We start from the raw sequence: 19791 nt of genomic DNA, 5'->3' as shown, positions 1-19791 counted from the left end.
AGGATGGGAACATGCCTGAACTACCCGAGCTTGACGCAGCCGTTGAACAACTCCGGGACCGCGTGGTGGGTCACCGGTTCCGCGAATTTCAGGTGGTTGCCTTCAGTGTCTTGAAAACTGCGGAGCCGCCCCACACCTCTCTGGCAGGGCGGAAACTGACGGGTGTTTCGCGCCGTGGCAAATTCTTGCTGATGGAAGCGGAGGGGCGTCATGCCGTTGTGCACCTCGCCCTGGCGGGCTGGTTCAAGCTAGGGGAGGGCATGGCTTCTGGTAAGCCCCCGGCCAGGTCCGGTCCTCTGGCCGTGCGGTTGGATTTCGAGGGCGACGACGCCGCTCGCCTGGACTTCACGGAGCAAGGTAAACGTAAGAGCATGGCCCTCTGGATCACAGACAACCCCAACTCACTGGAACGGCTCCAGCGGCTGGGCCCCGAAGCCGACGCGGTGACCTTGGATGAGTTTGCCGAGATGCTCAGCGGGACAGCCTCGCGTCTGAAGACGATCCTCACGGATCAGACCGTCATGGCGGGGATCGGCAATGCGTGGTCGGATGAAATCTTGCACCGGGCCAAACTCTCACCCTTCGCCGCAGCCAATAAGGTGAACGCCGAACAGGTCAGGACCCTCCACGCGGCACTGCAAGAGGTATTGACCGAAGCCAAAGCTGCTCTGACCAATGTGCCGCTGGATCGTATCAAGGCAACGAAAAAGTCGTTGTTCGGCGTCCACGATCGCGCGGGGCAGGCCTGCGCAGTGTGTGGTGGGACCGTGGCCGAAGTGTCCTACGTGGATCGCTCGATGCAGTACTGCCCCACATGCCAAACAGATGGCAAGAAACTCAGTGATCGCCGTATGGACCGGCTGCTCAAATAGCGATCTGCAAAACCACACAGGCAGGGGTGCACAAATTCCCCACAGCGAACTCATCGCGCCCGCACACTTACGAACCCGTGAACCGCTTGCGATACGACGTCGGCGTGGTGCCGTAACTGGCCACGAAGCTCTGCCGAAACGTCACGGGATTGCCGAACCCACAGGCCCGGGCAATCCGGGCGACCGACCACGGCGTCGTCTCGAGCAGGGTACGTGCCTCGTCGAGCCGCCGTTCGGTAACCCATTTAGCTGGCGTCGTGCCTGTTGTTTCGCGGAAACGACGCGTGAAATTGCGTTTGCTCATCCGCGCCCGCTCCGCCAGTTCATCAACCGACAGCGACTGGTCGAGGTTGGCCAGCACCCAATCGACGACCTCGCTGATCGGCCCCTGACCCTGCTGAACAGGCAATGGGCGTTCGATGTACTGCGCTTGTCCACCCTCCCGGTGCGGGGCAATGACTAGGTGCCGCGCCACGCGCGCCGCCGCGGCTGTGCCGAGGCGCGTACGCACGATATGGAGACACGCATCCAAGGCAGATGCCGTTCCTGCCGAGGTCAGGACATCGTCGTGATCGATATACAGCGCGTCCGGCTCCACGACCACCTGCGGAAATCGTTCCGAGAACTGAGCGGCCCCCGCCCAGTGCGTCACCGCCGTCCGGCCATCCAACACACCCGACGCCGCCACCGGGAACGCGCCGAGGCACAGCCCGGCGACATTTGCCCCGCGCTCGTGCGACGCGCGAATTAGCTCCGTGACGTCTGGCGACGGCGGGCAAAGGTCTGGTCGCCACGCAGGGAATACCAGCAGATCCGCCGACGCCGCCGCGTCCGGCCCCGCAAGATCGGCAAGTACCAGTCCCTCGGCGGTTCGAACCGGCCGACCATCCTCACTCCACACGGTGACTGTCCAGTCTTCAGCGAGGCCCTGGCGCGATACCTCACCGAAAACCTCCAGCGGCACCGATGCATGAAACATCGTGATGCCCTCGAACACGTGCACCGCAATTTTCATTTTTGGCCCGATTCCATCGACAGTGTGCTCTTGTGCCACTCACGGTATCTCACGTCAGCCGGAATGATGATGAGTAGTGAATCTTCCGATCGCCCACTTTTAGCTAGGAGAATCTTCATGACCGCACCCCGCCGCGCACTGATCCTGGTCGATGTTCAGCAGGAGTACTTCGAGGGCCCGCTGGCCATCAAGTACCCGCCGAGCAGTAATTCTTTGGCCAATATTCTCCGTGCCGTGGATACAGCCGAGCAGGCTGGCATGCCGATTGCGGTCATTCAGCACGTGGCTCCCGAAGGGTTCCCTGTCTTCGCCGAAGGATCAAACGGGCAAGAGCTCCACCCGGACATCGCCGCACGACTCGGAAATACCTGGAAGCACGCGACCAAGTCTTTCGCGAGCATTTTCCCCGAAACCGACCTTGATGAGTGGGTTCGCGAGAACCAGATCGAGGCCATCACGTTGGTTGGATACATGACCAACAACTGCATTCTGGGCACCGCCGTGGACGCAGAGCCGCGCGGGTTGACCGTGGAGGTGTTGTCGGACGCCACGGGAGCCATTGCCTTGTCCAACGCCGCGGGTTCCGCCTCTGCTCAGCAGGTCCACGAGACCCTCATGGCGTTACTGAACTCGAACTTCGCCGTGGTGACCACGACCGATGACTGGCAGAGCGCCGTCGTCGACGGAAGCGGACTCGAGGGCAGCAATCTGGTGGAATCCGCCATGAACGGCTGACCACAGACCGTCCAGAAAAGTTCCCCTCAGCAACATCAGAACTACCAGAACGGAGTCCCCGTGGTTTCCCGAGTACCCCTGTCCGTTGTCGATTTCTCTAGTTTTTACGACAACGAACGTCCCGCCGATGCGTTCCGACGCTCCGTGGCCATGGCGCAGAAAGCTGAGCAACTGGGGTATTCGAGGGTCTGGTATTCCGAGCACCACACACGTCCTCGATCGCCTCTGCGGTACCGTCCTTGGTGATTGCCCATGTGGCAGCCCATACATCGTCAATCCGACTGGGCGCCGGCGGCGTCATGCTGCCCAACCACTCTCCGTACGTGGTCGCGGAACAGTTCGGCACCCTTGAAGAGATGTATCCCGGTCGCATTGACCTGGGACTGGGGCGGGCGCCCGGAACTGATCGCACCACGCTGGCCCGCGCCCTACGCCGCCCGCTCAACGGAGCCGAGAATTTCCCGTCGGACATCGTGGAACTCATGCAGTATCTCAAGGGGGAATCCCCGTTCCCCGGTATCCAAGCTGTCCCCGGAAGAGGCACGAACGTACCGGTCTACATTCTGGGCTCGTCTCTGTGCGGAGCGCAGCTGGCGGCAAAACTTGGGTTACCGTATTCGTTCGCATCGCATTTGTTTCCGCCGATGCTCGAACAAGCTGTTGCCGCGTATCGGGAAACGTTCGAGCCGTCGTCAGTGATGTCCGAACCGTATGTGATCGCGGCCCTCAACGTGACCGCCGCAGACACCGAGGACGAAGCGAAGCGGATCTACGAGGAAATGGTGCGTCAGCACATTTTGGCAATGCATTTCAACGGACGGTCGGCGAGCGACGGCGAGGTCGCCCAGCTGCTGGCCTCACCGGCCGGCCAGCACTACGCATCAATGCTCGATTATTACGGCGTGGGCACCGGCGATCAGGTTGCGGACTATCTGCAGCACTTCACCGAACGAGCACAGGCCGACGAGCTCATGCTCCTGGTCAAGGGCCCGACTACGGAATCTAACAATCGCTCTCTGGAGCTCATTGCTGAGTCATGGGGTTTGGACCCGGACAAGGCCGCGGGAGATCCCACGACCTGGCGGCGGTGACCAGTGCCGTGTTTCTGCGTCAGCCCTCGTGACGGAAGCCGACCTTGATGGTGACCTGCCAGTCTGCGACCTTGCCGTCCTTGATGTGGCCGCGAACCGACTGAACTTCGAACCAGTCCAGGTTGCGTAAGGACTTGGATGCTTCGGCCAGCGCGTTAGTGATCGCGGCGTCACTGCCCTCCGGGGAGGTGCCGACGATTTCGGTGATGTTGTACACGTTGTTGGACACGGTTCCTCCTGAAGCGGGGCTACTGTCGCTGGCCCGCGAATTGTCTTGCGTGTGATGCATGCCACACTATCGGACTGGCTTGGGCGGGCGTAGGAGGGAAGGACAAAGCCTCAGGGGAGGAAAGCGCGGAAAAACTGCCTCACACACGCTTGTTCCTCACACCACACTCGGTTTGCGTGGCGACTCCGCGTGGTCGTTCGTCAATGATCGTGTTCTTACAACGAGCCCGGAGGCCTGCCAGCCCGCCCATCATGGTCTGGAGCTGATCCGCAGTATGCCCGGTCCAGTTCCTCAGCTCCGACAGGATGCGAACGGCCCCCAAGCTTCGGTAGGAACGGGTGGGGTTACCAGGGAATCGTTTGTCGGTGACATGCGGATCATCTTCGATAGCTCCGGTCGGTTCCACAATGTAGATCCGTCCAGGCACAGGCCCGGCGGCCAGTTCGGTACCCTACGCCGCGGCGTCCAGAGTTTGAGTGATGTAGACGTGGCGCAATGTGCGGCTGCCCTCGAAGTCCGAGGCGTATCCAGGCGTCAGCAGCTCTCCCGGAACGAACCGGGCTTTGGTTCCATGCAGGTAGGGCCTTCCTGGTACATAGCAAATGGTGTTGGTTGAGCGGTCATGAGTGCACGCCTATCAGGAAAAAGTTGGTTCGAGGGCGACACATCATGAGGTTCTCAAGCCGCTTGGTTTCCATACCTTTGCCGGGCGGCCTCGCCTGATGTTCCCACCAAGCTACCTATCGCCGCCCACGACATCCCGGAGTTCCGGGCCTGTCGCACGGCCTCTTGAATGTGGCGCTGCGCCGCAGACTGTTCAGCGACGGCGGTGCGCAGTTCCAGAATCGCGTTCGCATTCAGCTCGTCATCCGAGTTTGGTTCGTAGGACTCGAACCGAGCTGCGAGTTCGTCCGCGTGAGCAAGGATCTCATCAGTAGTGCGGGGCATCTGGATCACCTTAAAAACTTTCTGCGTGCTGGCATCGCATGGATGATAACAATGTGGTCTACGCCCTGAACGTAGCCGATCTCCAATAGCGCCCCCGGAGGGCTTGCTCCAATGATCATTGTGAAACCGTCGCCAAGGTCCCAAGCGCGAATCGGATTCCGGTACGCGTGAAGGATGTCATCCTTACTCCTCAAGTGCTTGAGGGCCGATGTGGCGATAAGCGGATCACCTGTTATTCCAAGTTACCTTGCGATATCCGCCGCGTCGAGGCATTGCCATTCAGGCCAGGACCGCTGCAACTAGCTCCAGACGTTTCGGTGAAGTAGGAATTGGAAAGTGCTCGAATGTTCATGTCCAAATAGTTTCGAACCATCAGGGGAAACGGAACAGTCATCGCTGCACTTGTGGACAATGGCACCATGCCCGACCCCATCTTCGACAACGCCCGACTAGCCGCCGTCTACGACGTCATCGAGGGTGACCGCAGCGACCTCGACCCCTACGTGGCCATGGTCGACGAGTTCGGCGCGTCACGCGTCGTGGACATCGGCTGCGGCACTGGCACGTTCGCAACGTTGCTCGCGAGTAGGGGAGTAGACGTGGTCGGCGTAGACCCTGCCGGAGCCTCCCTCGACATTGCCCGTCAGAAACCCCACGCGGACAACGTCACCTGGGTCCACGGCACCGCACCCGACGTATTGCCGCTCCAAGTCGACCTGGCGTTCATGACCGCCAACGTCGCCCAGGTTTTCCTCACCGACGAGGACTGGTTGGGCACCATTATCGCTGCCCATTCCGCTCTCCGCCCGGGCGGCCGACTCATCTTCGAATCGCGCGATCCCGCTCGTCGCGCGTGGGAAAGGTGGATCCGCGACCAAACATATGAGGTTGTCAGCACGCCCCGCGATGGCGAGGTCGAAAACTGGGCGCACGTCATCCACGTCGACGGCGCCCTGGTCACTTTTGAGACGCCCACCATTTTCCGTAACGACGGCGCTCGCATCGGCTCCACGAATACTCTCCGGTTCCGCAGCCGAGACGAACTCACCGCCTCACTGGAAGATGCCGGATTCACCGTGGAGGCCATCCGAGATGCACCTGACCGCCCAGGCCGAGAACTCGTGTTTGTGGCGCGCAAGAACTAAAGAGCGCGGACTCCAGTGAGGCCGCGAGCGGCGTCGTAGTTCAACGACGCTGCGTCAGGGCGCTCCCTCGGTGCGATCGTCCATGAACTGGGCCGCCACAATTGCTGCCGTGGAACTGAGCGCGGTGATGATTCCGGGCCAGTGCGTGACTGACAAGAACAATGTACTCACGGCCACCCCGAGCACGGTGACCAGACCGAGGCGCGGCCACAAAGAAAGCCGCCACTTGGCGCGGGGAGCGGCCCAAATGGACCAGATAATGATGATCCCGACCAGAAGCACCGCGGCCGCGAGCAACCGGCCCGGTCCGCCGACGAGGGTCCAACCCGCCCACGCGGCGCAGCCCCACAGAATGACCTCGCCCAGAAAGGCCACGAGATGCCACGGGGTCATGTGCAGTTCATCGCTCACATAACAACAGTGACTGACTACCGGTGATGCCGAAAGGCCTATGCGAGGAAAGTGCACCCAGAATGCCTCCCGGGTGCACTTTCCTCACTTAACGCTGTGCGCTTCAGAGTCAGTCGGCGACCTTCGCCACCAATCGGCCCTCCGCGGTGCCGTCGATCAGCTGTTGGATGCCGTCCGCGATTTCCTCGAAATCAATCTCGCTGATGACCGGAGTGAGATCGCCGGAGGCCATGTACTTCATAGTCTCCAGGATGTCTTCCTTGCTACCGCCCTGCGAACCGACCAGTTCCTTGCGACCAAGGATGAGCGGGTAGATGTCGATGGTGGCTTCCAGCTTGCCCATGCCCACCTGCACAACGCGTCCGCCGCCCGACCACTTCACGACGTCCAGTGCTTCCTTGGTAGTCACGCCGAAGCCGGCGTAGTCGATGATCACGTCGAGCTCGTCGTCGGCGAACTCCGCGATGGACTTGGCCACCTTGACGGCTCCGCCTTCACGGGCGCGATCCCAGACCTTTTCGTTGATCTCCGCGACGTACACCTTGGCGCCGCGCAAGTGAGCAACTCGGGCGCCGATCTGGCCGAGGCCACCGAAACCGATGATGCCAACCTTCATTCCGGCCTCAACACCGCCGGTGGTCAAAGCGCCCACGGAGGTCATGCCGGCGTCGGTAGCGGCGGCTGCTTCAGCAAAGCTGACTCCTTCGGGCATCGGAATGAGTGCCTCGACCGAAACTTCCGCGCGGTCCTCCCACGCGCCGTTGACCATGTAGCCCATGAACTCGGCCATGGGGGTTACGGCAACCTTGTCGCCGACCTTCCAATCGGTCACGCCCTCGCCGACCTCGCTGATCACGCCGGCGGTCTCATGACCCGGGACGACCGGAAGTTCCTTCATGTTGGCGAGCCACTTCTCGTCCTCCATGATGCCCACGTCAGAGTGGCACAACCCGGCGGCCTTCACGTCAATGACTACCTTGCCCGGTCCTGCGGTGGGCTCGGGAATCTCCACGCGCTCGAACGGTTTGTGGGTACCAACGAAATGCCATGCCCTCATGGTGTGCTCCTACTCGTCATCGGGTGTGAACACTTCCATTCTATGAAAGTTCCGCGTCAATAAAGGGCTGTGAGACCCTTCTCACTACCGGCTGCTGACTCCGATGGCCTTCCTGAACGTGGACTGATCGGTCACAGCGGCAAGCATGTAGGCAGCAAGATCCGCTCGCGAAATCGAGCCTCCCAGCTTGCCGTCCTGGTCAGCCTCCAGAGCCTTGACCTCACCCGTTGCGGGCTTGTCCGACAGCCCGGAAGGACGCACGATCGTCCAGTCCAAACCGGACTTCTCGACCGCAGCCTCCTGCTCATTGTGGTCCGCCAGCGGTTTGGCCAGCACGATCGGCGTGATCAGGTTCAGCGGGGCCGGGAGCTGCGACGCAGAGTCACCCGCACCCAGCGACGACTGCACGATCAACCGCCGCACGCCAGCTTCCTTCATCGCAGCGATCACGGTCCTCGTCACCGTGGCACGCTGGTTCTCGACGCCCTTCGCCCCACCGACGGTAACGACGACGGCGTCCGCGCCAGCAATTGCCTTACCCACGGCTGCAGAGTCGGTCGCGCTGCCGACGACGCTCCGCACGACCCCGGGCACATCTCCACTGCGGGACAAGACGGTGACCTCGTCCCCGGCTTGGAGTGCTGCTGCTCCCACGTGGGCCCCGGTGCCCTTCGAGCCGCCGATGATCGTGATTTTCATGGTGTCCTCTTTCCGCCAGTGGGTTTCATGCGTCTCCCCAATCTCTATCAAGCTGACCTGCAGGTTTTCCGGACGATTCAACGAAAACTTGATGCCCACGACCGTTGTCTCTGGGCCATCTCGGTGGCATCATATACAGCATCAAATGATGTAGGTTTCGGTGATCTTGGAGGATGTCATGCGCACCACGGTGAACATCGATGATGAACTGCTGGCTCAGGCCAGTGAGCTGACCGGGATCACTGAACGGTCGGTGCTCTTGCGTGATGGATTGAAGACGCTTATCCGAGTTGAAAGCGCAAAACGACTTATTGCACTGGGGGGAAGCGATCCGGAGGCTACGGCTGCTCCGCGTCAACGCGGGCAAGCCGCATGATTCTGGTCGATACCTCGATTTGGATCGATCATCTTCATGGGTCAGAGCCAGTGATGCTGGCCCTTCTCGAACAAGACCTAGTCGGCTACCACCCATTCGTTGTTCAGGAGTTGTCACTGGGATCGATCAGGAATCGAGATTCCGTACTTGGGATGATTGAAAACCTTGAACAGTTTCCAATGATGAGTCATTTGGAGACCATGACTTTGGTCCGCAGTGGGCAACTATGGGAGCGAGGATTAAGCGCGATTGATGTACATCTCCTCGGATCCGTGTCATTAGTTGGTGGAGCTAGGCTGTGGACGAGAGATAAACGGCTCCGCAAAGCGTGTGAAGACTTGGGCGTTGGCTCTTTGGAACAAGCCTGAGGGGACGCAACCGCTACCGCGTGGCTGCTTCTCTGCACGATCATCACAGCACGCTGCGACTTCATCCCACCTACAAATAACTGGTGCGAACATGTCACTTTCACCCTCACCACTCCGAACCTGCAAGACTTGAAGCTCTGCTGAACGAAGGGAAGACCATGGAAGACTCACCGAAGACCCAGCCCACCAACCCGCAGAAGGGGACTCCTTGGGGCCTCGTTCTGATCATGATCGGGTTCTTCTTGGCCACCGGACTGGTGATTGGCATTGGCGTCGTTTCGCTGGATCTTGGACTCGGCGGCTGATAGGCCTCACAACCTGAGGCCTTACAGGGCCGGAGCTGTCATTCCGGATTGCTGAGCACGCCAACGGCGGTACGTGAAGATCCCAAGACCACGGCGGGCGGTCACCTTCAACTCTAAGGTGACCGCCCGCCGTCGTCGGCTGTGGTGCGAAGTTAGTTCGCGAAGGTGTCCTGCAGGTTTCCGTTGCCGGTCCACAGGGCGATGGAGTCGCCGCCGTTGTTGAGCACGTTGGCGGTGCCGTTGTTGTAGTAGGCGTCCGCGCGGTTGGTGCCCGGACCGGTGTAGACGCGCAGCTGCGCACCCGGCGCCAGGACGTAGCCGTTGCCCACGGTGAGTTGGGTATTGGCAGCGTCGCGAATGATGTATCCGGAGACGTCGATCGTGCGGTTCGTGGTGTTCTGCAAAATCACGTGCTCGCCGGTTTCCGGCTGCAGGTCGTTGCCGGGCACATCGTTGATCGAGTCAGCGATCTGTACGCCCGTGTTCTGCGGGAACGGCTTCTGACCGCGTTCGTGGCGGGAGAATTGAATGGGGAAGTCCCCGGTCACGCGGTCGACGCCCAGCGCCACCATCTGGTCATAGGCCTCGGTGGAGTTCACGGTGTACACGCCGATGCCCATGCCCGCGGCCTTGACCCGCGCCACGCCGGCGGCGTCCAGGTTCCGGTAGCTCGTGCCGAAGTGATCGGCGTACGTGGCGATCTGCGCCAGGGTTGCGGAGTCGGGCACGGTGCCGATCAGCTGCTGGAGGGGAACGTCCGGCGCGAGCTCCGCGAAGCGCTGGTTGGACGCGGGGTCGAAGCCCAAGACCTCTATTTGATCGTTCTTCAGCAGGCGATTCCAGTCGCGATTGTTCTGCAGCGAGTCCGCGACGACCTTTTCAATGCCGGGGGAGTTGACCGGCGACTTGATCTCGATGAACACGCCGATCTTGTTGTTGGCGATCTTGGCGGCATCGTTGAAGTGGGGAATCTTCTCGCCCACGAACTTGTCCGAGAAGTACGAACCCGCATCAAGCTGCTGCAGCTCGGCCCAGGTGAACGAGGTGATCGGGTCGTTTTCGCGGCCCGGGAACACGTCTTCCACGTTGGTGGTGCGCGCGGGGGTGTCGTCGTGGAAGAGGAACGGTACGCCGTCCGCGGAAAGCTGCACATCGATCTCAAAGTAGTCCGCGTGCGAGGACCGCGCGTCCTTGAAAGCCGACACCGTGTTCTCGGGGGCAGTACCTGCCGCGCCGCGGTGGCCGATCAGCAAAGGTTCGTTCGCCGACGACGCCGCCCGCGTCTCGTTCTTCGCCGCAGCCTCCGCTGTCGGGCGGGTATCGGGCTGTGCGTAAGCCGGTGCGGTGATTGGTGCCAGGACGGCGACGGACAGCGCCGCGGCCGCCGTGGCCTTGGAGATGCGGCCGAAAGTGCGGTTGCTTCTAGTGTTCACTGTGAACCTTTCGTTCAAGAACTTCGGGCAACTCGAGACCAACTTGACGGTGTATTCCCCCAGGTCCCGAGCGTGTCAGCAGGATCAACGGTGCTTGAAGAAACTGACGGCCAAGAAGCCACGGGGTGACCGGCACATGAAGAAGTAAACTGAGTTGAGACCCCAGGGGACGCGCGAAAGCCTGAATGAACTCGCATTGAGGTCGGGGCAGTTGCGCAGGGGTGCATCGAAACAGAGAGGGCAACCCAATGGGTGCCATCACGATCGAACAAATAATCTCCGCAGACGGATTCGCGGCCGAGTCTGACGATGGAATCGGTTTCTTCGGAGCGGCCGACGCTGTCGATGCAACGGAGTCATCAGGACCAGTGAGCGAGCAGGATTCTGAGCAACTGCATTGGCTCGAATCGGTCGACGGCATCATCCTTGGGCGGCGGACCTATGAGATGTTCGCGAGGTTCTGGCCGATGGCAGATCCCGCCGAGAACCCTGTTGCGGGCCCCATCAATTCGCTACCCAAATACGTGGTGTCCAGGTCGCACTCACTATCGGGCTGGTCACCTCTGATGCACATCCTGCCAATCCGTTGGAACTACCCCCGCAGCTCCTCCGCAATACCCCGTCCCGCCTCACGGCCGGAGAACATGCAGCCGCCCAGGAACGTGCCCTCCAACGAGCGGTAGCCGTGCATCCCGCCGCCACCGAAACCCGCGATCTCGCCCGCGGCCCACAGTCCAGGAACGGGCGAATGGTCCAGGCCCTGAACGCGCCCGGACAGGTCCGTCTGCAGGCCGCCCAAAGTCTTGCGCGTGATGATGTTCAACCGCACCGCGATGAGTGGTCCTGCCTTCGGATCGAGAATTTTGTGCGGTGATGCCGTTCGCGCCAGCCTCTCGCCGCGCGACCGTCGAGAGTTATGGATCGCTGAAACCTGCAGATCCTTAGTGAACGGGTTGTCCATCTCGCGGTCTCACGCCACGATCTGTCGCTCCAAGTCCGCCAGCTCGATGAGCGGTTCGTCAGTCAGTGCGTTCATGCCTGCCACCAGCTCGCTCAGGGATGACGCCACCACAAAATCCTCGCCATGCTTCTTGAACGCCTCGACCGGACCAGCCGCGCCGGGCAGCACGCGGCTCAGGGTGAGTTTTAAATCGCGGTCGGTCACGTCCGGATTCTGCTCCGATCCGGACAGCGCGAACTCCTTCTCGATGATCCGCTGCGTCAGCACGAACCACGTGTAGTCGTACCCGCTGTGGCCGATCGCCTTGAGCGTCCCCAGCGTGTCGAAACCCGGGAAGTTCGGCACAGGCAGCCGCTGACCGCGCGCGTCGAACCACAGAGAAGACGGCCCGGGAATGATTCGAATCCCGTGATCAGGCCAAATCGGATCCCAGTTGGTCACACCTTCCGTGTAATGCCACATCCGGTCGCGATTCACGATCCGACCGCCGGCGGCCTCCGCGAAGCCCAGCATGCGGCCGTCCACGTACTCGGGTACGCCCGTGATCATCTTGCGTGGCACTTGCCCTAACCGCTCGGGCCAGTTCGCGCGCACCAAATCCTTATTACCGCCGATCCCACCCGCGGTGACGAGCACAGCAGGGGCCGTGAACTCGAATGCCTCGAGTTCCGAACGGTTGGTTGCGGCCCCGCGCGGAGCGGTGTCGGGAGCCAGTACGACGCCGCTCACGCCGTCGACGGCGCCGCCAGACTTCACGAGCTCGTCCACTCGATGCCGGAACGCGAAGGTGACCAGACCGGCGTCGTGCGCATCTCGCACGGCCCGTTCGAAAGGTGCGACGACGCCCGGTCCCGTTCCCCATGTCAAATGAAAACGTGGCACCGAGTTGCCGTGGCCGTCCGCGAGATACCCGCCCCGCTCGGCCCAACCCACGATCGGAACCCAGCGCAGACCACGACTGTGCAGCCACGAGCGTTTCTCACCAGCAGCGAAGTCCAGGTAGGCCTGGGCCCAGCGGAAGCCCCAGTAATCTTCCCCGGCGGGGTCATCCACGTTGCGATCGAAACCCGCGCTACCGAGCCAATCCTGCATGGCCAGCTCGGGGGAATCCTTGATGCCCATGCGGCGCTGCTCGGGGGTATTCACCATGAAGAGCCCACCCAACGACCAATGTGCTTGGCCACCCAGGTTGGCTTCTGACTCTTGATCGACCAGCAAGACACGCAGTCCCGCACTGGTCAGTTCCGCGGTGGCTACCAGACCGGCGAGACCGGCTCCCACCACAATGACATCGGCGTTCATGCGATTCTCCGTTCTACTTCTTGGATCGGTCCAAGGCCACACGCACCAGGGCGGAGGCCAACCGCGGTAAGTCCTCGGATGACACCAAGCGACTCAAAGAATCCGGGTTGTCCGGCAGCTCGAGCTTGCGCGCGCCATCCAGGGCCTTCTTATCGAAGAACGGAGCCATGATCGGCCACACTCCTTGAACCTCGCGAGCGAAAATTGCTGCGCCCGTCGGGCCGATGCCCGGGAACTCCTGCAACCGTTTCAGCACGTCCTTGGGATTCTCGGATTGCTCTCGCAATTGCCTCAGGTCCCCGCCGTAGGTGTCGAGAAGGAGGGCGGCGCCGTCGCCGAGCATGGTGGAAGTGCGTTCGTCGTAGCGGCGGTAACCACCCCGGCCGAGAGCGTCGACGCGTTGTTGCCAGGTGGCGTCGCGCATTTTCTCGGGCGTGGTGAAGCCACTGTTGATGAGCTCGTGAGCCGTCGCGACGGCAATAGTGGCGCTGATCCTGGTGGACAACAGGTTGGCCAGGACTAGGAGCTGAAACAGGGGAGCGGGGGTGTCCTTGAGATGGATGCCCGCTTCCTGGGCGTAGGTCTGTCCGTGCTCGTCCAGGAGCTTGTTGACGATGTCCCGGTGGCTCATGAGGTCAAACCTACTTCCGTGGCTGGGGCACAAGAATATCCACAGGTAGGCGCGTAGGGTCAGCAGCATGATGAAACGTGTTTCTTTCAGCGGAATGCTGTTGAGGCACGCGCCGCTCATCGTGGTGGAACTGGTGTTGCTGGTGTCATTCATCGGGGACACGGCGGGCGGGAACCCTGAAAGTGCGGTCATGGCCATGGGGCTGCTGCAGGTGTCCCTGAGTCCGTTGGTGATTGAAGCCATCGCGCGGGTTCGCATCCCGCTGTATCTTCAGCTGCTCTACGCCGTGCTGATTTTCACCGGCGGATACATGGGCAGCTACTTGCGGTTCTACGACGTCTGGCAACCGTGGGACACCATCGTCCACTTCTATTCGGGCATCATGATCGCGCTGTGGGCGGATTACATTCTCCGCGCTGTCATGCGCAAGCACCGATTCCAGATGCCGCGGTGGCTTCACGCGACCGTGGTCACGTCATTCAGCGCACTGGTGGCCATGCTGTGGGAAATCGGGGAGTTCGCGGCGGATCAAATGATTGGATCACGGGCGCAGATCGATAATTACGACACCATGATTGACATGATCACGGGCACCTTGTCCGCGCTGATCGTCGCCGTCATGTTGGTGCTGAGGTCTCCAGAACGGTTTACCGAACGGGCAGAATCGAGAAACAGTTCAATTCGTTAGAGACAGCCATGGATCCAATCTCCCAAGCATTTACGCGTATTAAACGAACAGACTTCCTCCCTGTGGAAGCTCACCAGTTCGCGTTCGTGGACGCCCCGTTGAGCATTGGGCACGGGCAAACCAATTCCCAACCGAGCACAGTCAGGGCCATGCTCAAACTGTTGGATGTGCAGCCCGGCCATCGCGTGCTGGATGTGGGAGCCGGGTCCGGATGGAGCTCGGCGCTACTGGGCCACCTGGTCGGGAGCCACGGTGAAGTGATCGGTGTCGAACGCATCCCCGAACTCGTCGACCTGGCCCGGGCCGCGAACGCACGACAAGGCCAGCCGTGGGTACAGGTCAGGCAAGCAATCGAGGGTGCGCTCGGAGCCCCGGAGGAGGCGCCCTTCGATCGAATTCTCGTCTCCGCCATGGCGCATGCCCTCCCCGAGCAGCTCGTGGAACAGCTGGGGGAGAGCGGCGTCATGGTCGTTCCGGTGGCGGACGAAATGCTGCGTGTGCGCCGTCGTCAAAAGGGCGTGAAGGTCACCCGCCACGGGCAGTTCAGGTTTATGCCGCTGCGCGAGGATTGAACCGCCTACCGCGGCAGCAAAGAGGCGACTACTCGATGACACCGCACGCCAGGCGACTGCCCGCATCGCCGGTGGACCGAGTGTCCTCGTCCGCGCCGTCGGCAGCGTAGCGTTCGGGAATGTTGGCGTAATTGTCCGGGTCGGAGTGAATCATGAGCGCGGAACCGTCATCGTCCATCAGGTTGTCCCTGGTGAGCCGATCCGTCTGGAACGTCAGCTTGGCCTCGCCTGACTCCATGACTAGCAGCGCGGGAAGGTCGCCTGCGTGCTCGGGGTGCCGGGCGTCGTCGCCGCCCAAGTGACCACCCGCGGACAGGAACGCACCGGTCTCGGACGGGTCATCGGGCGCGGAACTCTCCGCCTCGCACACGCCGTTCGCGTGCACGTGGAACCCGTAATAGCCGGGTTCCAGTCCTGAGAGTTCGGCCGAAACGACCATGGCCTGGTCATTGTCTTCCGCTGAGGAGAATTCCACGGTGCCCAAGTCAGCGCCGTCGGCATTCTGGACGTCCGCCGTAGCGATGGTTTCGGGTTCCGACGCCGCCGCGCTCGTCTCTTCGGAGCCCGTTTCCTCTCCGCCGCCACCGCCTGCGTTGTCGCCGCACGCGGCGAGCGTGAGAAGTCCCGCCAGACCCAGGAAGGCCATGCCGGTTCGGGCTCGAGAGATCTTCTTTTGGGGGGCGCCAGCCAGGTCAGTCGAATCGGTCGGGGAAGTCAGTTCACGCTCGTTCATGGCATCTCCTCATCGTCGGTCCGCTGGGCCGGCGCGTTCGGGAAGTGATGCCGACCGCTCAACGGTGTGGCAACTCCACGCTACGCATGACGCATGTCACAAGCGAGGGTGACCAGGAGTATTACGACTCCTTGGAGCCGATGTTCACACCCCAGTCGACCCCGAACCGATCGCGTAACCCGCCAAAGGAGTCACCCCATTCCTGCTTCTCAAGCGGCATCTCCACCGTGCCACCCTGAGCGAGTGCGTTGAAGAATTCGGTCATGCGCTGTTCGTCGTCGCCCCAGATGCAGACGTTGATACGACTGCCTCCCGTGACGCCGCCCGGGTTGTCGGAGGCCATGAGACTCGACCCCATGTCGGTGTCGAGCTGACCATGCATGACCCAGTCAGGGGTGTCCTCGACCATGCCGAAGTCTCGAAAACGCGTGATCTTGAGGTCCCCGCCAAAGACGGAGTGGTAGAACATGAGCGCTTCTTCTGCCTGGCCTTCGAAGCCGATGTATGGGGTTGCCTGAATCATGGTGTCTCCTCTTTCTCTAGGCGGAGTAGTTGTCCCCGCTCGTCACGCAGCCAGGATGTCCCGTACGAGTCGACGAAGGCAATACCTGTGACCATCCAGCCGGGGTTGTTGGTCACAGGTCGCAATCTGGAGTGGACTTTTTCTTCCACGCGGGACTGGGTTTCAGGAAACTTCCACGGGAACTTATCGTCTTCTATTGCCGCGTAATCACCAGGGGTCAGCACGGACATCGTGAGGGGTTTCTGAGTTTCAGGCGTGTCCCTCTTAGTTTTGGAGTATGTACTGAGTACCTTGACATCGAAAACTGGCGCATTGGAGCTGTTGTGGATCAGCAGTCCCTTGGGCGATGGCTGGTCGGCGGGAGTGTCATAAGTAACGCACCAGGCCGCAATTTCGCTTGCTTGCTCTTTCTCTCTCCGATCAAGTGCAACTTCATCACGCTTGCGTTCTACGTCAAAAAGGCGTTTAGAAGTCAGACCCGCCCAAACGGCGGCAATTAGTGCAGCCGCTGCCACTAAGACGGAGATCCACTCCGGAACTGTTCCCATCATGTTTGCTCCTCAACTCTGGTCATTCTCGAGGGAAGATTCAGCCATCACTTTACGAGCCCATGGTTGTCCTGACTAGGGAAAACGCAATTATTTCCATGCGTTTGAGATTGAAACTCGCAACTCGTCAGTAATATGTGATTGAGACCTTTCGAATGCCACTCACCTCCAACGCTCGTCGGCAACCGTGAGGCCGAGAAGTCCCCGTAGGCGAAACAATGAAAGAGGGCTAACCCATGAGTGACCAAGTATTGAACAGTGGGTGGACGTTCACATCTCAAATTGACACTCCCCATGACATTCCAGAGCTGCTCGTTCCCGGCGAAACCCCTGTCGTTTCCTTCAAGACCGTACGAGATATTGCGACGTTCACGAACAGGCGACTGATAGTCCGTGATGCTCAAGGTTTCACAGGGAAGAAAGTTGAGACTTACTCGATTCCGTACTCGAGTATCAACATGTGGTCCACGGAAAACGCCGGAACGATCGACCTGAATGCCAAGATTGAACTGTGGACCCGGGCGGGTCGGATCAAGATCAACGTCGGACGCGGTATCGATGTGCGGAAGCTCGACCATCTCATCGCACAGTCTGTTCTGGGTGCATAGGACACTCTGGAGTCGGCCCTGGCCTCGTTATTGAGTCCGGGGTTTACTTCTGTCCGCCATTGGGCCACCGCCGGGCGACCTCACATCCTTAACCAAAACGTGACCCCCTACTCCCCGGTATTTGCTTATGCTAATTTTTTATCAGGGCAACTGAGGGTCGACGTAGGTCGCGGAGGGCTCACTTGCCGCAGCACTACTCGCTAAGCGAGGGCTAATCATGAATACTCCCACCCCCGAATCGCAGAATCTCCCCGCGCCAGGTTCGGTCGAGTACGCCAACCTTGCCCAGACCGGAAGCGCACCGCCGCTTCCATCGGAGCCTGGAATCACTCTCGCTCCTGTGGAGCCGGACACGTCCGAAGAGCCGATGCGCGAACCCATGGGTGGGCCAGCGCCGTCGGCGGACCGGCCGGGAGTGCACCCGCCGGCCGGTTTCCCGTGGTGGCCGCCGCGGCCAGTCCCGTTGCCGGGAGTTGACTCGGGGCTGGGGTTGAAGAAGTTTCGTGATCGCCTCCCACAGCCAACCATCATTCGCGCGTGGCGTCGGCCGGCGGGCAGTCCCATTCGCGTTCGTGCCGAACTCGGGCGAGTGCAGTTCCACGCGGACATCCCGCCCGCCGAGGCGTGGACCTACGAGGGCGGCCTTCCCGGCCCCACGATCGAGGTCCAGCGGGACCGCGCCGTGCGCATCGATTGGGAGAACGGGCTGGAACGGGGCGGCAAGGCGCTGAACTTGCCGTACGACGTCGTACGCGTGCCCGCATTGCCTCCGTTACCTCCCGGGCAGCCCGGGGTCAACGCAAACTTCCGTGCCGCCGCTCTCCCGGGCGGTCGGGCCGCGGATAAGGGCCCCGGCGAGGATTCTTATCCGCGACTGGACCATACCGCCGAACTCACCGCCGCCACCGTGGTCCATCTCCACGGCGCATTGACGGACGGCCACAACGATGGCTGGGCCCACAACGTGAGCCTGCCGGGCGGTGTCACGCGCTGTACCTACCCGAATCGTCAAGAATCAACCACCCTCTGGTATCACGATCACGCCATGGCGGTGACCAGGTTCAACGTATTCGCGGGTCTTTCAGGGTTCTACATCATTCGGGACGAGCAGGAAGCGCGGCTTCGCTTGCCGTCGGGTGAGCGTGAGCTGTTCCTCGGTATCGCGGATCGCAATCTGGAATCCGAGGCGGGCGCGCCGGCGGGGACCATCAAGTTCACGGGGCGTGCCCTGTACAAGCAGGCCGGCTTCACGGGTTCCACCGGGATCAAGGGTGAAATTCCCGTCAGCGCACCGTTCAACATGGTTAACGGCAAAATCTGGCCCACCAAGGACGTGGATGCGTGCTGGTACCGGCTGCGGTTGCTCAACGGCTCCAGTTCGCGGATCCACCGTTTCTCCATCCACGACACCACGGATGAGAAGTTCACTCCGACAAAGGACATCCCCAGTACGGACCCTGCCTTCGGTGCGCGCCGCAAGACCGATGCGCTGGTGGTCATTGGTACGGACGGAGGCCTACTGCCTGCGCCCTTCATTCCCCAGGACGGGATCGTGGACATGGGCCCGGGCGAGCGGGTGGACGTGCTCGTGGACTTCTCCAAGTACCGCGGCCGGACCCTGGAGCTGCGCAATGAGAACGGCACGGCACTCAATGCTCAACCGGGGCAGGCAGACGCAAGCGTCATGCAGTTCCGCGTGGATGATCGCCGCGTGCTCGACCGGTTCCGGCTCCCCGGCGTTCTCAATGGGGAGTACGTGCGCTACCGCCACACGGATGACGGCAAATTGATCATCGGTGACCGAGTGATCGACCATCACGCTCATGCCTGGGTGGCCGTAGTTCCTCCCGGTATCGGGGGCTCCGTGCACCCAGAAATGTGGGAGCTGCGTGAGCTTGCGGAGGGCGAGGACCCCGGCACCGCGGAGGTGATCCGGGTGACCCGCGCGGACGGCAAGGTCCTCACGTTCAAGCCGGCGGCCAAGTTGTTCGACGAATCCCTGACCATCAGGTTCTCCGAAGGTGACTGGGCCGTCTGGAACATCCTGCATCTCGGTGGTCCGGCGCATCCGATGCACATCCACATGACCGAGTTCCAGATGCTCAATCGGTGGCAGTGGCCGCTCGGTCCCGGTGGGTCGGTGCCCGGCTTCAACCTCGCGACGGCTTCAACTTCCAATCCGTTGCCCGTTCCCGGAGCCGGTCGCCCGGTGAGTCCGATGACCGCGGGTATGAAGGATACGTGGGTTATTCAACCGGGGGAGTGGGTCCAGGTGCTCGGTGACTTCACCGGCGCCACGGGCAGTTTCATGTACCACTGCCACATTCTGGATCACGAGGACCACACGATGATGCGGCCCTTCACGGTGCTGCCCAAGAGCATCATGGCCTTCCACGATGTGCACGGTGGTGGTCATCACTAGGGGATGTGGTCAGGGCGGGCGTGGGCGCTTACGATGCCATTAATTGTCAGTAGGCTTCTGAATAATCAGTAGGCTTCCCACCCGGTGTGGTGGGGTCGGATTACCGGCCCCACCACACC

At 61.3% G+C, this 19791-nt stretch carries 21 protein-coding genes and 3 pseudogenes; 11 read left to right on the top strand and 13 right to left on the bottom strand.

Going from position 1 to position 19791, the window contains the following annotated elements; translation table 11 throughout:
• Positions 1–11: 11 nt before the first annotated feature.
• Complete coding sequence (locus CKW39_RS07735) at positions 12–872, top strand: Fpg/Nei family DNA glycosylase (RefSeq protein WP_095797536.1); 861 nt, start codon at positions 12–14, stop codon at positions 870–872.
• Positions 873–939: 67 nt separating this feature from the next.
• Here the strand turns inward: CKW39_RS07735 and CKW39_RS07730 are convergent, their stop codons facing one another.
• Complete coding sequence (locus CKW39_RS07730; RefSeq protein WP_095797535.1) at positions 940–1887, bottom strand: GlxA family transcriptional regulator; 948 nt, start codon at positions 1885–1887, stop codon at positions 940–942.
• Positions 1888–2004: 117 nt separating this feature from the next.
• Between CKW39_RS07730 and CKW39_RS07725 the strand changes: the two genes are divergently transcribed.
• Entirely contained in the window at positions 2005–2622 is a 618-nt protein-coding gene (locus CKW39_RS07725; protein WP_095797534.1) for an isochorismatase family protein, read from the top strand.
• A 60-nt stretch (positions 2623–2682) separates the two neighbouring features.
• Positions 2683–3713, top strand: a pseudogene (locus CKW39_RS07720) (LLM class flavin-dependent oxidoreductase).
• Between the two features lie 19 nt (positions 3714–3732).
• Here CKW39_RS07720 and CKW39_RS07715 read toward each other — a convergent pair.
• From CKW39_RS07715 to CKW39_RS07705, 3 genes and pseudogenes are all read right to left on the bottom strand, one after another.
• On the bottom strand, positions 3733–3942 hold the full coding sequence (locus tag CKW39_RS07715; protein ID WP_173674296.1) for a dodecin: 210 nt from the start codon (positions 3940–3942) through the stop codon (positions 3733–3735).
• Positions 3943–4165: 223 nt separating this feature from the next.
• Positions 4166–4546: pseudogene (gene arr / locus CKW39_RS07710) on the bottom strand (NAD(+)--rifampin ADP-ribosyltransferase); the annotation flags it as partial.
• 74 nt (positions 4547–4620) lie between these two features.
• On the bottom strand, positions 4621–4890 hold the full coding sequence (locus CKW39_RS07705) for a hypothetical protein (RefSeq protein ID WP_173674295.1): 270 nt from the start codon (positions 4888–4890) through the stop codon (positions 4621–4623).
• A 419-nt stretch (positions 4891–5309) separates the two neighbouring features.
• Here CKW39_RS07705 and CKW39_RS07695 point away from each other — a divergent pair, with 419 nt between their 5' ends.
• On the top strand, positions 5310–6035 hold the full coding sequence (locus CKW39_RS07695; protein WP_095797588.1) for a class I SAM-dependent methyltransferase: 726 nt from the start codon (positions 5310–5312) through the stop codon (positions 6033–6035).
• Between the two features lie 54 nt (positions 6036–6089).
• On the opposite strand, the gene CKW39_RS07690 is transcribed toward CKW39_RS07695, so the two are convergent.
• From CKW39_RS07690 to CKW39_RS07680, 3 genes are all read right to left on the bottom strand, one after another.
• Complete coding sequence (locus tag CKW39_RS07690) at positions 6090–6428, bottom strand: DUF2568 domain-containing protein (RefSeq protein ID WP_095797530.1); 339 nt, start codon at positions 6426–6428, stop codon at positions 6090–6092.
• Between the two features lie 127 nt (positions 6429–6555).
• Positions 6556–7503, bottom strand: coding sequence for a zinc-binding dehydrogenase (locus CKW39_RS07685; RefSeq protein ID WP_095797529.1), 948 nt, complete (start codon positions 7501–7503; stop codon positions 6556–6558).
• Positions 7504–7587: 84 nt separating this feature from the next.
• Positions 7588–8202: an NAD(P)-dependent oxidoreductase gene (locus CKW39_RS07680; RefSeq protein ID WP_143469954.1), complete on the bottom strand. Its 615-nt coding sequence runs from the start codon at positions 8200–8202 to the stop codon at positions 7588–7590.
• 178 nt (positions 8203–8380) lie between these two features.
• Here CKW39_RS07680 and CKW39_RS07675 point away from each other — a divergent pair, with 178 nt between their 5' ends.
• The 3 genes from CKW39_RS07675 to CKW39_RS15425 all read left to right on the top strand — a co-directional run bounded on the left by CKW39_RS07675 (position 8381) and on the right by CKW39_RS15425 (position 9251).
• Positions 8381–8578: a type II toxin-antitoxin system VapB family antitoxin gene (locus CKW39_RS07675; protein WP_095797587.1), complete on the top strand. Its 198-nt coding sequence runs from the start codon at positions 8381–8383 to the stop codon at positions 8576–8578.
• On the top strand, positions 8575–8946 hold the full coding sequence (locus tag CKW39_RS15950) for a type II toxin-antitoxin system VapC family toxin (protein WP_095797527.1): 372 nt from the start codon (positions 8575–8577) through the stop codon (positions 8944–8946). The genes CKW39_RS07675 and CKW39_RS15950 overlap by 4 nt, the downstream gene beginning before the upstream one ends.
• Before the next feature lie 158 nt (positions 8947–9104).
• On the top strand, positions 9105–9251 hold the full coding sequence (locus CKW39_RS15425; RefSeq protein ID WP_158222920.1) for a hypothetical protein: 147 nt from the start codon (positions 9105–9107) through the stop codon (positions 9249–9251).
• A 152-nt stretch (positions 9252–9403) separates the two neighbouring features.
• Here the strand turns inward: CKW39_RS15425 and CKW39_RS07665 are convergent, their stop codons facing one another.
• The 3 genes and pseudogenes from CKW39_RS07665 to CKW39_RS07655 all read right to left on the bottom strand — a co-directional run bounded on the left by CKW39_RS07665 (position 9404) and on the right by CKW39_RS07655 (position 13578).
• Entirely contained in the window at positions 9404–10684 is a 1281-nt protein-coding gene (locus CKW39_RS07665) for a glycerophosphodiester phosphodiesterase family protein (protein ID WP_254049327.1), read from the bottom strand.
• A 592-nt stretch (positions 10685–11276) separates the two neighbouring features.
• Positions 11277–12947 (bottom strand): annotated as a pseudogene (locus CKW39_RS07660) (FAD-binding dehydrogenase).
• Between the two features lie 13 nt (positions 12948–12960).
• The gene (locus tag CKW39_RS07655; RefSeq protein ID WP_095797525.1) at positions 12961–13578 is read right to left on the bottom strand and encodes an endonuclease; all 618 of its coding nucleotides are present in this window, start codon (positions 13576–13578) and stop codon (positions 12961–12963) included.
• 67 nt (positions 13579–13645) lie between these two features.
• On the opposite strand from CKW39_RS07655, the gene CKW39_RS07650 reads away from it, so the two are divergent.
• Both CKW39_RS07650 and CKW39_RS07645 read left to right on the top strand, forming a co-directional pair.
• The gene (locus CKW39_RS07650; protein ID WP_129700063.1) at positions 13646–14266 is read left to right on the top strand and encodes a hypothetical protein; all 621 of its coding nucleotides are present in this window, start codon (positions 13646–13648) and stop codon (positions 14264–14266) included.
• An 8-nt stretch (positions 14267–14274) separates the two neighbouring features.
• Positions 14275–14838: a protein-L-isoaspartate O-methyltransferase gene (locus tag CKW39_RS07645; protein WP_095797523.1), complete on the top strand. Its 564-nt coding sequence runs from the start codon at positions 14275–14277 to the stop codon at positions 14836–14838.
• A gap of 28 nt (positions 14839–14866) precedes the next feature.
• Here the strand turns inward: CKW39_RS07645 and CKW39_RS07640 are convergent, their stop codons facing one another.
• The 3 genes from CKW39_RS07640 to CKW39_RS07630 form a co-directional block, all read right to left on the bottom strand.
• A complete protein-coding gene (locus CKW39_RS07640) occupies positions 14867–15571 on the bottom strand; it encodes a superoxide dismutase family protein (RefSeq protein WP_095797522.1) in 705 nt (234 codons plus the stop codon).
• A gap of 121 nt (positions 15572–15692) precedes the next feature.
• Positions 15693–16094 (bottom strand): VOC family protein, encoded by a 402-nt coding sequence (locus CKW39_RS07635; protein ID WP_095797521.1) that lies wholly within the window; start codon positions 16092–16094, stop codon positions 15693–15695.
• On the bottom strand, positions 16091–16645 hold the full coding sequence (locus CKW39_RS07630; RefSeq protein WP_095797520.1) for a hypothetical protein: 555 nt from the start codon (positions 16643–16645) through the stop codon (positions 16091–16093). Before CKW39_RS07630 ends, CKW39_RS07635 begins: the two co-directional genes overlap by 4 nt.
• 233 nt (positions 16646–16878) lie before the next feature.
• Between CKW39_RS07630 and CKW39_RS07625 the strand changes: the two genes are divergently transcribed.
• Together CKW39_RS07625 and CKW39_RS07620 are read left to right on the top strand one after the other, a co-directional pair.
• Positions 16879–17250, top strand: a complete 372-nt coding sequence (locus tag CKW39_RS07625; RefSeq protein ID WP_095797519.1) for a PH domain-containing protein — start codon at positions 16879–16881, stop codon at positions 17248–17250.
• 217 nt (positions 17251–17467) lie between these two features.
• A complete protein-coding gene (locus CKW39_RS07620) occupies positions 17468–19672 on the top strand; it encodes a multicopper oxidase family protein (RefSeq protein ID WP_216823164.1) in 2205 nt (734 codons plus the stop codon).
• The last annotated feature ends 119 nt before the right edge of the window (positions 19673–19791 follow it).

The sequence above is a fragment of the Kocuria sp. WRN011 genome, from assembly GCF_002295155.1.
GTDB classification, from domain to species: Bacteria; Actinomycetota; Actinomycetes; order Actinomycetales; family Micrococcaceae; genus Kocuria; species Kocuria carniphila.
The sequence above is the reverse complement of the archived record's forward strand: the minus strand, read 5'-3'. Positions and strand labels throughout refer to the sequence as shown.